14 protein-coding genes, 1 other RNA gene and 1 pseudogene are annotated in these 15,068 nt (G+C 58.7%); 2 read left to right on the top strand and 14 right to left on the bottom strand.

Features of this window, described 5'->3' with window-relative positions; genetic code table 11:
- Positions 1-293 precede the first annotated feature (293 nt).
- Positions 294-539, bottom strand: a complete 246-nt coding sequence (locus tag HY028_04925; protein ID MBI3344188.1) for a hypothetical protein — start codon at positions 537-539, stop codon at positions 294-296.
- Positions 540-599: 60 nt separating this feature from the next.
- On the opposite strand from HY028_04925, the pseudogene HY028_04920 reads away from it, so the two are divergent.
- Positions 600-860, top strand: a pseudogene (locus HY028_04920) (type II toxin-antitoxin system RelE/ParE family toxin).
- Between the two features lie 3 nt (positions 861-863).
- Here HY028_04920 and HY028_04915 read toward each other — a convergent pair.
- Positions 864-937, bottom strand: a non-coding RNA gene (locus tag HY028_04915) — sX9 sRNA.
- Between the two features lie 83 nt (positions 938-1,020).
- Here HY028_04915 and HY028_04910 point away from each other — a divergent pair.
- Positions 1,021-1,269, top strand: a complete 249-nt coding sequence (locus HY028_04910) for a HigA family addiction module antidote protein (protein ID MBI3344187.1) — start codon at positions 1,021-1,023, stop codon at positions 1,267-1,269.
- 66 nt (positions 1,270-1,335) lie between these two features.
- On the opposite strand, the gene tilS is transcribed toward HY028_04910, so the two are convergent.
- From tilS to bamA, 12 genes are all read right to left on the bottom strand, one after another.
- Positions 1,336-2,712: a tRNA lysidine(34) synthetase TilS gene (tilS, locus tag HY028_04905; GenBank protein ID MBI3344186.1), complete on the bottom strand. Its 1,377-nt coding sequence runs from the start codon at positions 2,710-2,712 to the stop codon at positions 1,336-1,338.
- Positions 2,713-2,860: 148 nt separating this feature from the next.
- Positions 2,861-3,823 carry an acetyl-CoA carboxylase carboxyltransferase subunit alpha gene (locus HY028_04900; protein ID MBI3344185.1) on the bottom strand — a complete coding sequence of 321 codons (963 nt, stop codon included), beginning with the start codon at positions 3,821-3,823 and terminating at the stop codon, positions 2,861-2,863.
- A 13-nt stretch (positions 3,824-3,836) separates the two neighbouring features.
- On the bottom strand, positions 3,837-4,058 hold the full coding sequence (locus tag HY028_04895) for a type II toxin-antitoxin system RelE/ParE family toxin (protein MBI3344184.1): 222 nt from the start codon (positions 4,056-4,058) through the stop codon (positions 3,837-3,839).
- Between the two features lie 187 nt (positions 4,059-4,245).
- Positions 4,246-4,455, bottom strand: coding sequence for a hypothetical protein (locus HY028_04890; protein ID MBI3344183.1), 210 nt, complete (start codon positions 4,453-4,455; stop codon positions 4,246-4,248).
- A 35-nt stretch (positions 4,456-4,490) separates the two neighbouring features.
- Positions 4,491-7,961 carry a DNA polymerase III subunit alpha gene (gene dnaE, locus HY028_04885; protein ID MBI3344182.1) on the bottom strand — a complete coding sequence of 1,157 codons (3,471 nt, stop codon included), beginning with the start codon at positions 7,959-7,961 and terminating at the stop codon, positions 4,491-4,493.
- Positions 7,962-7,970: 9 nt separating this feature from the next.
- Complete coding sequence (gene rnhB / locus HY028_04880; protein ID MBI3344181.1) at positions 7,971-8,630, bottom strand: ribonuclease HII; 660 nt, start codon at positions 8,628-8,630, stop codon at positions 7,971-7,973.
- Positions 8,627-9,784 carry a lipid-A-disaccharide synthase gene (lpxB, locus tag HY028_04875; protein MBI3344180.1) on the bottom strand — a complete coding sequence of 386 codons (1,158 nt, stop codon included), beginning with the start codon at positions 9,782-9,784 and terminating at the stop codon, positions 8,627-8,629. The genes rnhB and lpxB overlap by 4 nt, the downstream gene beginning before the upstream one ends.
- A 104-nt stretch (positions 9,785-9,888) precedes the next feature.
- Positions 9,889-10,662, bottom strand: a complete 774-nt coding sequence (gene lpxA, locus HY028_04870) for an acyl-ACP--UDP-N-acetylglucosamine O-acyltransferase (protein MBI3344179.1) — start codon at positions 10,660-10,662, stop codon at positions 9,889-9,891.
- Positions 10,659-11,108 carry a 3-hydroxyacyl-ACP dehydratase FabZ gene (gene fabZ, locus HY028_04865; protein MBI3344178.1) on the bottom strand — a complete coding sequence of 150 codons (450 nt, stop codon included), beginning with the start codon at positions 11,106-11,108 and terminating at the stop codon, positions 10,659-10,661. The genes lpxA and fabZ overlap by 4 nt, the downstream gene beginning before the upstream one ends.
- A 55-nt stretch (positions 11,109-11,163) precedes the next feature.
- Complete coding sequence (gene lpxD, locus HY028_04860; GenBank protein ID MBI3344177.1) at positions 11,164-12,198, bottom strand: UDP-3-O-(3-hydroxymyristoyl)glucosamine N-acyltransferase; 1,035 nt, start codon at positions 12,196-12,198, stop codon at positions 11,164-11,166.
- A gap of 11 nt (positions 12,199-12,209) precedes the next feature.
- A complete protein-coding gene (locus HY028_04855; protein MBI3344176.1) occupies positions 12,210-12,701 on the bottom strand; it encodes an OmpH family outer membrane protein in 492 nt (163 codons plus the stop codon).
- A 58-nt stretch (positions 12,702-12,759) separates the two neighbouring features.
- Positions 12,760-15,039 carry an outer membrane protein assembly factor BamA gene (gene bamA / locus HY028_04850; GenBank protein ID MBI3344175.1) on the bottom strand — a complete coding sequence of 760 codons (2,280 nt, stop codon included), beginning with the start codon at positions 15,037-15,039 and terminating at the stop codon, positions 12,760-12,762.
- Between the last annotated feature and the right edge of the window lie 29 nt (positions 15,040-15,068).

Raw genomic sequence — 15,068 nt, 5'->3', positions numbered from 1 at the left:
GGACATCGGGAAGCTCGCTTAAACGTACTGCGGTTGCCTTGAACTGCATGCTGTAACGATGCACTTTTGGCGGTCTTGATTTGCCCATAAAACACCTCCGTTCCGTTAGGGGGAGGTGTCAACTATTTTGGGGGAAGATTAAGGTGCAAAGCGGCTATCCTATTAGGAACCTGGAAAAATTGCACCCATGCAATTTTTCCAGACGTCCCAATACTCCCGGCACCTCGAATTTTTCGGGGTATCCTAATAGCCGCGAACTCGCCGAGGTCATCGTGCGCATGGTGTGGAACATTTTAGGAGTGCTGGCAACCGCCTATGCGGCGCTGCTCATCGGCGTGTTCCTGTTTCAGTCGCGGCTGGTCTACTTCCCCGAGATAGGCCGCGAGTCCTCCGCGACGCCACGGGGTACGGGCCTCGAGTATGAAGAGGTGCGGCTCGACACCGGCGACGGGGAAAGCCTGCATGCCTGGTTCGTCCCGGCGCCGCAGCCACGGGGAACCGTGCTGCTGTTCCACGGCAACGCCGGCAACATCTCCCACCGCCTGGAATACCTATCCATGCTCCACCGGCTGGGCTATTCCAGCTTCATCTTCGTACATATGATAAGAACCTGGGCGAACCGGGCATCGGAGCGGTTCTACACCGACGGCAAAAACTCACCGTTCCGGGGCCTCGATGTTGAGGCGGCCCAGGATCTGCTCGCGGCACTCGACGCCGCCCGGAGCTTGCAGGACCTGAGTCCCTTAAAAAGTGTGGGTCTGCACAAGCTCAAGGGTGATCGCGCCGGACAGTGGGCGATGACCGTCAATGACAGATGGCGAATTTGCTTCCGATTCAAAGACGGGGATGCCTACGCCGTAGGCGACAGAAATCGTAGCGAGCGGGTTTCAGGCGGGGGCGGCGGAGCGCAGGAACCGGAGTGTACATAGAAGTACATGAGGATTCCGAGCACCGCACGCACCCGCATCAAAGACGCGCAGTAGATTTATGGCGCTATGTATATCACCGAGGGTAACTAACATGACACTAATCCATCCTGGCCGAATCCTGAAACGCGAGCTCGCCGCGCGCGACCTTTCCGCCAACCGGCTAGCCCTCGGGCTGCGTGTGCCATCGGGCCGGATTACGGATATCTTGAACGGCAAGCGCGGTATCACGCCCGAAACCGCCCTGCGGCTCGCCCGCGCCTTTGGGACGAGCGCGGACTTCTGGATGAACCTGCAAACTCGTTATGACCTGCATATTAGAGGGGTCATGTTCATTGTATGACTATCACACCTCGCCTTACCTGCGCCAACTACTTCGCCAGTCTTGCTTCTTCCTCTAAGGGAAAGCTCAGGGGCTAACCCCATTGATTTTTATACCAATCTCTTCCGAATCAGCCTGAAAGGGTTCGCACAGCCAAAGGCCGGCGACCGCGGCGAGTTGTTCGCCTAGGTAGATAAGCGGAATGCGATCGCGCCGCCAGGGCGGGATGCCGGTTTCCTGGAAGAGTTTTTTCAATTCATGGTTTTCCTTGCGGCCCACGGGCCGGCAGCGTTCGCCGCCTTGGCGGAAGCGCACGGTGACGGGCAGCGTTTGCCAAAGTGCGGCCTTGATGCCTTTACCTTTTATCGGGGTGGCCGTTAGACGGCCAAGGCCATTAGATAATGTTAAAGGGGTGTCCGTGTCCCAAATCAATATTTGCTTTGGATCATGTGCAGGCAAGGGGTGCATGGCATGGGTGAGATCGCGGTAACGGCGCACCTCTGCACCCGGCCAGTGAACGAGGGGTGTGCTGTCGTATTTTGCATTCACGACATCGTGCAGGATACGGTCGAGGTGTGCGGTGTTGGGCAGCGGCAACCCCAGGCGCTTGATCCAGGCGCGGAGTACGTTGCGCTGGCGGGCCTCGTCGAGGGCGCGTAGCGCTGTGACGGATAAGGTATCGGTGTTGCCGCTGTCAAGCTCCGCCAACGTCTCCATCAATTGCGCGGACTCGGCACAGTGGGTGGCGCTTCGTGAAAGGGTGCGCGCGTAACCCGGCCAGCGGGCGCGCAGACGCGGGGTGATTTCATGACGCAGGTAGTTGCGGTCAAAGCGGAGGTCACGATTACTGCGATCTTCAACCCATGCCAGGTGGTGTGTCTCCGCATAGACGCGTAATTGCGCCTGAGTAAAATTTAATAACGGGCGCACATGCAGGCCCTTGGAAAAGGCCGAGCACTCGGGCATGCCCGCCAGTCCGGCAGGACCTGCGCCGCGCAACAGTTGCAGTAACACGGTCTCGGCCTGGTCGTCTTGGTGGTGGGCGGTGAGCAGAACGTCGCCGTCTTCCATAAGTGCTGCGATGGCCTGATAACGCGCGTCGCGCGCGGCGGCTTCCAGGCTTTCGCCCTGTTGCAGTTTTATTTTGATTTGCAAAGAGTGCAATGGGATCTGTAGTTCGGCGCAGACTTCTTCGCAGTGTTTTACCCACTGTGCGGAATTTGCTTGCAGGCCATGATCTACGTGCACTGCGTGCAATTCAAAACCACCCTCCCCCTCGCCCCCTCCTGTCAAGGGAGGGGGGATTTTGTGCTGCCCCGCCGACTGAGGTATAGCAAGCTGGGCGAGTGCGTGCAGCAGCACGTGCGAGTCCAATCCGCCGCTGTAGGCTACCCAATAACGCGCTGCTGGAAACCGGATGAGAATTCGCTGGAGTTGATCGGGTGAAAACCCTTCAGCAGACATCCTTAGGGCGCCGCTAAAAATAGTGGATTTTGGCTTTAGGCAAGGCGGAATTCTGCGAGAAAGCGCAGTGTACACGCCAGTACATGAGCATTTCGAGCAGAATTCCAACGCCGCATAAAGACAAAAGACGCATTTTTAGAGGCGCCTGTTAATCCTGATACACTCCGAAACGCATCAGCCGCTCGTAACGCTCTTCCAGCAGCTTGTCCAGCGGGACATGGGTGAGATGATCGAGATGGTCTGTGACGGCCTCCTTGAGGCGCGCCGCCATGGTGTCCACGTCACGGTGTGCGCCGCCCAGGGGTTCCTTGACGATCTGATCTATCAGACCCAGTTCTTGGATTTGCGCGGAGGTGACTCCCATCGCTTCGGCTGCCTGGGAGGCGTAGTCGGCGCTCTTCCATAAGATCGAGGCGCATCCCTCGGGGGAGATGACCGAGTAGATGCTGTATTCGAGCATCAGGACACGATCGCCTACTCCGATGGCCAGTGCGCCGCCGGAACCGCCTTCGCCGATCACCGTGCAGATGATAGGCGTCTTGAGGCGCGACATCGCAAACAGGTTGCGCGCAATGGCCTCGCTCTGGCCGCGTTCTTCCGCATCCACGCCGGGATAGGCGCCGGGGGTGTCGATAAAGGTGAGCACGGGCATCCTGAAGCGCTCCGCAAGCTGCATGAGGCGCAAGGCCTTGCGATAGCCTTCGGGACGCGGCATACCGAAGTTGCGGCGGATTTTTTCCTTGGTGTCGTAACCTTTTTGTGTGCCTATGACCATCACTGAAGCGGAACGGTTGTCGAGACGCGCGACGCCGCCGATCACCGCGGCGTCATCGGCAAAGCAGCGGTCGCCATGCAGCTCCTCAAAATCGCTGAAGATCCGCTCCACGTATTTCATCATGCCGGGGCGCTGCGGGTGACGGGCGAGTTGGGCGACCTGCCAGGGCGTCAGCTTGGAAAAGATCGTTTCGGTCAGGTCCCGGCTCTTGGCCTCGAGGCGGGCGATCTCTTCGCTGACGTTGATCTCGTTGTCATCGCAGACATAACGCAGCTCTTCGATCTTGTCTTCAAGCTCGGCGATGGGTTGTTCGAAATCGAGGAAGTTGAGGTTCATTCCTACTCGCTTATTATGGGAAATATCTATAGATTTCTTTGCGATGCAGACATCTTACAAAAGTAACGGTACCCTGCTCCATTATTATGCCCACTCGATAATCCCTGACCCTTATCCGATAGTAGCGAGAGGTCCCTTCAAGAGGTCTTAGGTGCTTAACACCGTGAAGACTATCAGCCAGTTCAATTTGTTCAATGATCGTACGTACTTGCTGCAGCAGTTCCTTATCCTTTATCTTCTTTACTCAGGAGTCAGAAAATAAGGCTACAACGTTATAATGTGACTCCTGAGTAAAAACCCTGTTTACTCTACCCCCACCCTGTCCCGCCCCCTCAATAGGGGGCGGGGACGTAGCATGAAGTGTAGTCTTAATTACTGACTTATGAGTAAATCTCTGGCAAAACTGCCTTTGAACTCGATCTTCACGCATTGCCTTCTAAAATCTTAAATATTTCAGATTTGGTCATCGGTTCAGAAGCCTCGCCTTCTTTTATAGCATGGGCAAGAGCGACTTCCTCAATCATCTCTGCGACAAGCTCGCGGAATAGGTCTTTTCTTTCTTGAAAAAGTTCTGTAAGAGCCGATTTCACCGCCTCTTTCAACTGTTCATCATCAATCACTGTTTGAGCCATACCAACCTCCCCACAAGGGCAGAATCATAGTCAACTTAGTAGATTACCCTAACGCGGTCATCTCCCGCCAGTGATTTCAGGCGGTGCAGCAGCTCATCGGTGGGGTGCACGCGCCACTCCGGCCCCAGCGTGAGCTGTGCGCCCGCCCTGCCGTGCCCATTTTGGCCGCAATAGGCGATCGAAACTGGGCACACCCCGGCGCGAAATGGCGTAAGGATTTGCGCAAGCTCGGCGGCAAAACCATTGCCCGCGCGTGCGGCTTCGACGGCGATCTCCAGGCGCTTCGCGTAAACCTCGCGCGCCTGGTTAATGTCGTAGATGTGCTCGGCGTTCATTTTATAGCCGCCCGAATACTCGTCTTCGCTCGCTGCGCCCGCAACGACAAGCAAGCGTTCCTTGACCAGCAGGTCGCGATAGCGCTGATAGGTCTCGGCGAACACGGTGATTTCAATCCGTCCACTGCGGTCATCGAGGGTCACGAAGGCCATGCGTTCGCCGCGCCTGTTGGGCAAGCTCCGTATGGCCGTCACCAGCCCGGCGATCACGACGGTTTTATCGGGCTGCGGTTTTATATCGGCAATCCTGCAATCGGTGATCTGTGTCAATTCGCTCTCATAGCGAGTGATGGGATGGCCGGTGAGATAGAGGCCCAGGGTCTCTTTTTCATGGAGCAAGCGCTGCTCCTCTAGCCACTCCGGCTGGGTGATAAAGGCGCCGGTGGCTTTGGCCTCGGGGGCCGCCGCGCCGAACAAATCATTCTGCCCCGCAGCCTGATCGCGCAGATAGTGTTCCGCCATGGTGGTTGCGGACGGCAGCGTCGCCATAAGCGTCGCCCTGCCGGGACCCAACTCGTCCAAGGCGCCCGACTTGACGAGCGCCTCCAGCACGCGGCGATTGGCCTTGCGCAGATCTATACGCCGGCAAAAATCAAACAGGTCATGAAACGGCCCGTGACTGTTACGGTTTGCGACAATCCCGGCGATTGCCGCCTCGCCCACGCCCTTGATCGCACCCAGCCCATACAAAATCGTGGCGTCGTCTTTGACCGTGAAGGCATAGTCGCAGGTGTTGATGTTGGGCGGCAGGATCTTCAATCCCATCTCGCGGCATTCATCAATCAGCGTGACGACCTTGTCGGTGTGGTCCATATCGGACGACAGCACCGCGGCCATGAACGCTGCGGGGTAATGGGCCTTGAGCCACGCGGTCTGATAGGAGACCATGGCATAGGCGACGGAGTGCGACTTGTTGAAGCCGTAATCGGCGAACTTTTCCATGAGATCGAAGATCGCGACGGCCGTCTTCTCCGCCGCGCCGCGCTGTTTCGCGCCGCCGACAAATATCTCGCGCTGCTGGGCCATCTCCTCGGGTTTTTTCTTGCCCATCGCACGGCGCAACAAATCCGCCGCGCCGAGCGTATACCCCGCCAGCACCTGCGCAATCTGCATCACCTGTTCCTGATAGAGAATCACGCCGTAGGTCGGTTTGAGTATGGGGATGATGTCGGGGTGGGGATAATTCACCTTGGCCTTGCCGTGCTTGCGCGCGATGTAATCGTCCACCATGCCGGACTGCAACGGACCGGGACGAAACAGCGCGACCAGCGCCACGATGTCGTCGAAACAATCGGGCTGCAGGCGTTTCACCAGGTCCTTCATGCCGCGCGATTCAAGTTGAAAGAGCGCCGTCGTGGAGCGCGATTTGAGCAGCTCGAAAGCCGCCTTGTCGTCCATCGGGATTTGGGTGATGTCCAGCGCATGCCCACTGCGGTTAATGGTCTGCACTGCGCGCTGGATGATGGTGAGCGTGCGCAAGCCCAGAAAGTCAAACTTGACCAGGCCGACCGCCTCCACATCGTCTTTATCAAACTGCGTGACCACACTGGCCGAACCTTGTTCGCAGTAGAGCGGGGTGAAGTCGGTGAGCCGCGAGGGGGCGATCACGACGCCGCTCGCGTTCTTGCCGGCGTTGCGGGTTAGACCTTCCAGGACGCGCGCCTGATCTATGAGGATGCGCACTTCCTCGTCCTCTTCATAGCGTGCGCGCAATGCGGGTTCCTGCTTCAAGGCCTCGTCGAGGGTGATGCCGATATCGAAGGGGATCAGCTTGGCGAGGGTGTCCACGAAGCCGTAGGGCTGGCCCAACACCCGGCCCACGTCGCGCACCACCGCCTTGGCCGCCATGCTGCCGTAGGTGATGATCTGCGAGACGCGCTCACGGCCGTAGCGCTCTGCGACGTAGTCAATCACCTCGTCGCGCCGCTCCATGCAGAAGTCAATATCGAAATCAGGCAACGACACGCGTTCAGGGTTGAGGAAGCGCTCGAAGAGCAGGCCGTAGCGTAACGGGTCCACACCGGTAATGCCCAGGGCATAAGCAACCAGCGAGCCCGCCCCCGAGCCGCGGCCCGGCCCGACCGGAATGTCCTGTTGTTGGGCCCACTTCACGAAGTCGGCCACGATCAAAAAATAGCCCGCAAAGCCCATGCTCACAATCACGTCAAGCTCGGTGGCAAGCCGCTGGTAATACGCTGCGGCATCGCCCGCCTCGGGCGGGTGAGTGCTCAACCTGCCCTCCAAGCCGAGCCTGGCCTGCTGACGCAGGTATTCCTCTAAATCCACTCCTTCAGGCAATGGGAAATCGGGAAGATAATTCTGCCCCAGGCGCAATTCGAGATTGCAGCGCTCGGCAATCCGCATGCTATTCTCGATTGCCTCGGGGATGTCTGCGAACAGTTCGGCCATCTCGGCCGGGCTGCGCAAATATTGCTCTGCGCTGTACTGACGCGGGCGGCGCGGGTCGGCGAGCAGACGGCCTTCGTGGATACACACGCGTACCTCGTGCGCCTCATACTCGTCCGCTTTCAGAAAGCGCACATCGTTGGTGGCGACGACCGGGGTGCTCGTCGCCAGGGCCAGCTCGACGGCGGCATGAATATAGTCTTCCTCGCCGGCGCGGCCGGTGCGTTGCAGTTCAAGGTAAAACCGGTTTGGGAAGAGCGCCTGCCACGCCGCGAGCAGCGACTCGGCGAGCGCCGGCTGCCGGCTGAGCAGGGCCTGCCCGACATCGCCCATGCGGCCGCCCGAGAGGGCGATCAGACCCTCGCTGCTGCCCGTAATCCAGTCCTTGTGGACGATGGGGATGCCGCGCTGCTGACCCTCGGTATAGCTGCGCGACACCAGGCGGGTCAAATTACGGTAACCGGCGTCGCTCTGGCAAAGCAGCACGAGACGGTGTAACGGACTCGCCCCGTGCGAGGCCTTTTTGGTGTCCGCTTCTGGAGCGACCCCCTGTACCCACAACTCCACGCCGATGATGGGCTTGATGCCGCGCGCCTGCGCCGCGCGGTAAAATTTCACCATAGCAAACAGATTGCATTGATCGGTCACGGCCACGGCCGGCATGCCCGCCTCCGCCGCCGCCTCGACCAGGGGCTCGATGCGCACGATGCCGTCTACCAGCGAGTATTCGGTATGAAGGTGCAGATGTACAAAAACGGGGTGCATCGGACTATTTCATCTCCCAAGTTCAATCTCAAGGTGCGGCCAATTTGAAGAGTCCGCAGCCCGTCCAGAGGCCAGCCTCTCACGCACCGGCGAAAATGAGCGGCGATGGATGGGTGTAACGCCCAGATTCTGCAAGGCCGCCAGGTGTTCCGGCGTGCCGTAGCCCTTGTGCCGGGCGAAGCCATAGCCGGGATAGACGGCGTCCATGTCCAGCATGTGGCGGTCGCGGGCGACCTTGGCGATAATCGAGGCGGCGCTGATGGCGGCGATCGTGCCGTCCCCGCCAATCACGGCCACCGTAGTCATATCGAGGGCCGGGCAATGGTTGCCATCCACCAGCACACACTGTGGCCGCAGGTCCAGCCACGCCACCGCACGCTGCATGGCGAGCAGGCTTGCCTGCAGGATATTGAGCCTGTCTATCTCGTCCACCGTGGCAAGCCCCAGCGACCAACTCAAGGCGCGAGCGCGTATCAGGCTGTCCAACTGTTCGCGGCGCAAGGGAGTGAGCTTCTTGGAATCCGCGAGCCCCCTGATTCTGCGGTGTGGATCGAGAATCACCGCAGCGGTCATCACCGGCCCGGCCAGAGGCCCGCGGCCCGCCTCGTCCACGCCGGCAATTAAAGCTTCAGCGGGCTCTATGAGCAAACCGAACTGCGGATCGCTCATCGTTTTCCCGTCAATTCGAGTACGGCCTCCGCCGCCCGCGCGCTCGCGTCTTTGCGCAGGGAGCGATGGATGCCGGTAAAGGTTTCGCGCAAACGGGCGATGCGTTGCGGATCTTCAAGCAGATCCAGCATGGCCGTGCCTAGATTCCGGGCCGTGACCCGGTCTTGACTGAACTCCTGCACCAGCTCCTGTCCGGCGAGCAGATTGGGTAATGAAAACCAGGGGACGCTCAGCAAAGGTTTCACCAGCAGGGCAGTCAATCGGGCCAGCCGATAGGCTACCACCATCGGGCGCTTTAACAACAGCGCCTCCAGGGTGGCCGTGCCGGAGGCGATCAGCGCGATATCGGCCACACGCAAGGCCTCGTGCGTCCTGCCGTCCAGCAGGGTCACGGGCAGATCCGGCGCATACGCCGACACGGCCTCTGCAAAGAGCCGGCGGGTCGCCGGTGTGGCCTGCGGTGCGATGAAATACAACCCCGGCCGCCGCTCCCTGCACCAGTTCGCGGCCTCTATAAAACTCCGCGCGAGATACCTCAGTTCGCTGACGCGGCTGCCCGGCAGCAAGGCGATCACCTCCGCCGCAGCGGGAATACCCAACTGTTTCCGCAACTCGGCACGCCGCGCATGCGTCTCTTCATCCAACGCTATCGTATCGGCCAACGGGTGGCCCACAAACTTGACCGGTACCCGATACTTGGGGTGTGAAGCGTAAAACGCCGCCTCAAACGGAAACAGCGTGAGCATGAGATCCACGGAGCGGGCTATCTTTCTGACTCGATAGCGCCGCCAAGCCCAGACCGAGGGGCTCACGTAATGCACGGTGGGAATGCCGGCCTGTTTGAGTTTGCATTCCAGACCGAGATTGAAATCGGGCGCGTCAATGACTATGAACACATCGGGCGGATGCGTGATGAAGTGGCGCGTAAGGTCTGCACGGATGGCGCGCAATTCGCGGTAATGACCCAGCACCTCCACCAGCCCCATCACCGAGAGTTTTTCAGTGGGGAACAAGGCCGCGCAGCCTTGCTCCACCATGCGCGGACCCGCAATGCCCTCCACAATAAGATCCGGAACCCGGTTACGCAGGGCTTGAATCAGCCTCGCGCCCAGCAGGTCACCCGAGGCCTCGCCGGCTACAATGCCGATGCGCATTCAACGACTGAGACAAGAAAAAAGTGAAAAGAGAAAAAGGGAAGGCTTACGTAGCTTTTCTCTTTGCTCTTGCCTCTTTTCACTGCCTTCTTGCCTCTTTTCTCTCATCTAATGATTCCGCGTGACGAGGCTTTCAGAAACCGGACAAATTCGTTCACATCGGTATGGGCTTGCGCCAGCGGCTCGAGTTGAACCAGGGCTTGTTCAACAGTCAGGCCGGACCGATAAACGATCTTGTAGGCGTCGCGCAGCGCACGCAAGGTCTCGGAACTGAAGCCGCGCCGTTTCAGCCCTTCGGTATTGATCCCATGCGGCGCCGCCGCATGACCGCCGGCGACCATGACATAAGGCGGCACATCCTTGGAGACGGCGCTGCCCATCCCGCAAAAACAGTGCGCGCCGAGGGCGCAAAACTGATGCACCAGGGTAAACCCGCCCAGGATGGCGTAATCGCCGACGCTCACATGACCGGCCAGGGCGGCGCCGTTGGCGAAGACGGTCTGGTTTCCGATCAGGCAATCGTGGGCGATGTGCACATAGGCCATAATCCAGTTGTCGTCACCGATCCGGGTTACACCGCCGCCCTGCGCGGTGCCGCGGTTGAGGGTGCAGTATTCGCGGATGACATTGCGGTCGCCGACCTCCAGCGCGGTATGTTCGCCTGCATATTTTTTATCCTGCGGCGCTTCGCCGAGAGAGGCGAATTGAAATATCTTGTTGTCTCTGCCGATTCGCGTGGGGCCGTTGATGACCACGTGCGGACCTATCCAGGTTCCATCGCCGATCTCCACCTCCGCCCCGATGATGGAATAGGCGCCCACGTGAACCCCCGACCCCAGCTTCGCGCCGGGATCAATGATGGCTCGTTCGTGAATCACACCGGGATTTCTTTTTGGGTACACATAAGATCGGCCTCGGCGACCACCTTGCCGGCGACCTTGGCGAGACCCGTGAACTGCACCAGTCCGCGTACGCTACGCTTCAGTTCCACTTCCAGGACAAGTTGATCGCCGGGCTCTACCGGTTGCTTGAAGCGCGCCTTATCTATACCCACCAGGTAATACAGGACATCCTCATTACGGCGCACATCATGACTGCGCATGGCCAATAAGCCGGTGGCCTGCGCCAACGCCTCAAGAATCATCACACCGGGCATCACCGGCCGGTGCGGGAAATGACCTTGAAAAAAGGGTTCATTGATGGTTACGTTCTTGAGGGCGCTGAGTGATTTCCCCGGGGTGCACTCCAGCACGCGGTCAATCAACAAGAACGGGTAACGGTGAGGCAGGTGCTTGAGCACCTCGTGGATATCCATCTGATTCACGTGCGTCTCCATGAGGTTTTATTAGATGTTGTTGTAGTTGCACACAACGTTATGTTCAAGAGGCGGTTTCATCGCCGCCCTGTTCCAGGGCCTTGAGCCGGCGCACGATGTCTTCCAACTGCCGGAAGCGCACCACGTTCTTTTTCCAGACGGCGTTGGGTTCCACGGGAATGCCTGAGGAATACACGCCCGGCTGAAAGATGGACTTGGTCACCATGGTCATACCGGTGATGTGCACATCATCGGCGATCTCGATGTGCCCGTTGATGCCCACCCCGCCGGCTATGGTGCAGCGCTTGCCGATGGTGGTGCTGCCGGCAATACCCACGCAGGCGGCGATCGCGGTATGAGCGCCGATCCGCACATTGTGCGCCACCTGGATTTGATTATCGAGTTTTACGCCTTCCTCTATCACGGTGTCGTCCAGCGCGCCCCGGTCTATCGTGGTGTTGGCGCCGATCTCCACGTCGTCACCGATCCGTACCCGGCCCAACTGGGGGATCTTCACCCAGACCCCGTTGTCATTGGCGAGTCCGAAGCCGTCACTGCCTATCACCACGCCCGGATGTATCAGCACGCGCCGCCCGATTTGGCTGCCGGGACAAAGGGAGACCTGCGCAAGCAGTATGCTGTCCTCATCAATCCTGGAATTGCGCCCGATCATGCAGCCCGGCCCGATGCTTGCGCGTGCGCCGATCTGGACGCCTTCTTCAACCACACACAAGGGGCCAACCCATGCGCTGGGATGTATGCGGCTGGCGGCGCTGACCACTGCGGCCGGGTGTATACCCTCTTGGCGGGGAACAGGATTCAGCAGCGCGGCGATGCGCGCATAGGCGACGGAGGGATAGTCCACCACCAGCGCTGCGACCGGACAGATCTCCAAATCATCAGACGACAGTATGACGGCCGTGGCCCGGGTGGCTGCCAGTTGTTTGCGGTAACGGGGCTGCGCAAGGAAGCTGATGTCGCCGGGTTGCGCGGTTTGCAGGGGCGCCACCCGGGAGATCGGCGCGTCCGGATCGCCCTTAAGTTGTCCACCGACCCGTTGTGCAAGTTGCCCGAGTGTCCAAACTGCCCCGGCGCACATCCGCCTTCGCCCTATTCTTTCTTCGGTGCAGCGGGCTCGGCGCCCTTCGCGCCCTTAAGCGCTTCCAGCACCTTGTCGGTAATATCCACCCTGTCGCTGGCGTAGATGGTGCCGTCGCCCACGATAAGATCGTAACTTTCTTTCTTGGCCAGCGACACGATGGCGTCCGACACCAGCTTCTGCAACTTCGCGAACTCTTCGTTACGACGGATGTTGAAATCCTCGCGAAATTCATCCTGGGCGCGCTTAAGGTCGCGCCGTTGCGAGACGATCTCGCGCTCCGACTTGGCGCGCTCCGCTTCGCTGATCACTGGCCCGTCCTTGACCAGCTTGTCTTCCAGGGCCTTCAACTGCTTTTGCGACTCCACCAGGCTTTTATCACGCGGCGCGAATTCCTTTTCCAGCTTGCTGCGCGCCGCCTCGGCCTGCGGCGCCTCATCCGCTATCTTTGCGACATTCACAAATCCGAGTTTCAGCTCCTGCGCGGAGGCAACCGATGACATCCAAAATACAGCCGTACACAGCGTGTAAAAAATCTTTCTCAAGCCTATTCTCCTAAATCTAAAATGCGGCGCCGATGGTAAATTGAAAGTTCTGCACATTATCGTTGTCTTTTTTATTGAGAGGTTGTGCAAGGCTGAAGCTCAGCGGGCCTAAGGGGGAAATCCAGAGCACCGACACCCCTGCGGAATAACGCAACAGGCCGGCGTCGAAGCTTTCATTGGTGCCATACACATTGCCTATATCCAGAAAGGTGCTGAGCCGGGCTGACTTGCTGTCCTTCACAAACGGCAAGGGGAAAAACACCTCTACATTCCCCACCAGGCGTAGATTGCCCCCCAAGGGCCTGCCCGTCGAAGCTCTAGGCCCCAAGGTATTATCTTTAAAACCTCTTACCGAGCGGCTGCCGCCGGCCAGAAAGTTTTCAAAGAAGGGCAACTCCGTGGTACCGCCATAGCTGTCTCCGTAACCTACCTCGCCGTTCAGGGACAACACCCAGTTTTTGGCCAGCGGGAACAGCCTCAACTGACGATAGTTCACCTTGTAATACTTCAACCCCCCCCCCGGCAAGGCGGCGTCCAGCGTCAGGTTTTGATATGCGCCCTCATCGGCGAGGATCGCGCGGTTGCGGGTATCATGCGACCAGCCGGAGGTAAGCTTGATTGTATCAAATCTGCGCCCGTTTGCATCCAAAAAGGCGGTGAATTCGGTGGGGGTATTCTCCCTCGTTTTGATCAGGGTGTTTTCATAACCCAGGCCCACCCTGATCGTATCGAATTCGTTGATGGGGATACCGAAATTGACTAAACCGCCCTTCACATCGGAAAGATAATTCGCCAAGTTCGCCCTAAGGGCATCGGTGCTGCGCGAGAACAGACTGAAGCCGCGGCTTATCCCGTCCACCGTGTAATAGGGGTTGGTATATGCAAAACTGTAGATCGTATTGATATTGCTGTTATTGAACGCAACGTTGACGTGACTGCCGCTGCCGAGAAAATTTTCCTGGTTGACGCTGGTATTGAAAATGATGCCTTGGGTCTGCGAATAGCCGAGGCCAGCCAGTAGGTTGCCAGAGGGCTTTTCAACCACCTTGAAATTGACGTCAATCTGATCCGGCGTGCCGGGCACCGCCGGGGTCTCAACGCTGACCTCCTCGAAATAACTGAGCTTTTCCAAACGCACCTTCGAACGTTTGATGTTTTCAGTGGACGCCCAGGCGCCCTCCAGTTGCCGCATCTCGCGGCGCAGCACCTCGTCGCGGGTCTTGGTGTTGCCGGCCATGTTTATGCGCCGCACATAGACGCGCTTGCCCGGATCTACGAAAAAGGTGAGCGAGACCTGTTTGTTTTCCTGATCAATCTCCGGGATGGTGTTCACGTTGGCAAAGGCATAGCCGTCTTTCCCCAGCCGTTCGCCGATCTGGGCGCTGCTTTCGGTGGCCGCCTTGCGGGAAAAGATCGAGCCGGTTTGAACGCTGATGAGCCTGGTCAACTCTTCTTGGGGCGCAACCAGATCCCCGGCCAGCTTCACCTCCTTGACCGTGTACTTCTCGCCCTCGGTGATATTGACGGTGATGTAAATGTCTTTCTTGTCCGGCGTAATGGATACTTGCGTGGAATCAATATTGAAATTCAGATAGCCGCGGTCCAGATAAAAGGAACGCAGCGACTCCAGATCGGCAGTCAGCTTCTGCTTGGAATACTGATCGCTGTCGGTATAAAACGAGATCCACGTAGGGCCGCCCAATTGGAACGTATCGAGCAGATCTTCCTTGCCAAAGACCTTGTTGCCGACGATGTTGATCTCGCGGATTCTGGCCGCCCGGCCTTCGGAGATGTCTATCGTGACCGCCACCCGATTGCGCTCCAGCGGCGTCACCGTCGGGCTGATCTTGACGCCGTATTTGCCGCGGCTGAAATACTGGCGATTCAACTCTTGCTCCACCTTGTCGAGCAGCGAGCGGTCGAACACCTGGCCCTCGGCCATGCCTTGCTCCTTGAGGGCCTTTAACAGCGTATCCGTCTCGATGTCCTTGTTGCCGGAGATCTTGATGCTGGCGACGGCCGGCCGCTCGGTGACGTAGATGACCAGCACGTCGCCCTCCCGCTCCAGGCGCACATCCTTGAAAAATCCGGTCTTGAACAATGCGCGGATCGCCTCCGCGGAACGGGCCTCGTCCAACGTCTCGCCAACCTTGATGGGCAAATAATTGAACACCGTCCCCGCCGAAATGCGTTGCAGACCCTCGAGGCGAATGTCCTTCACCACAAAAGGCTCCACCGCCCATGCGCGCGTGATCAGCAGTATGGATACCAGCAATACTTGCAGCAAATTTTTCATTAGGGCGCCTGATATTTTTAAATACGGAA

Source organism: Gammaproteobacteria bacterium, from assembly GCA_016195665.1.
Classification (GTDB): domain Bacteria; phylum Pseudomonadota; class Gammaproteobacteria; order SURF-13; family SURF-13; genus JACPZD01.
Note: the sequence above shows the minus strand (reverse complement) of the source record. Positions and strands in the feature narration are given on the sequence as shown.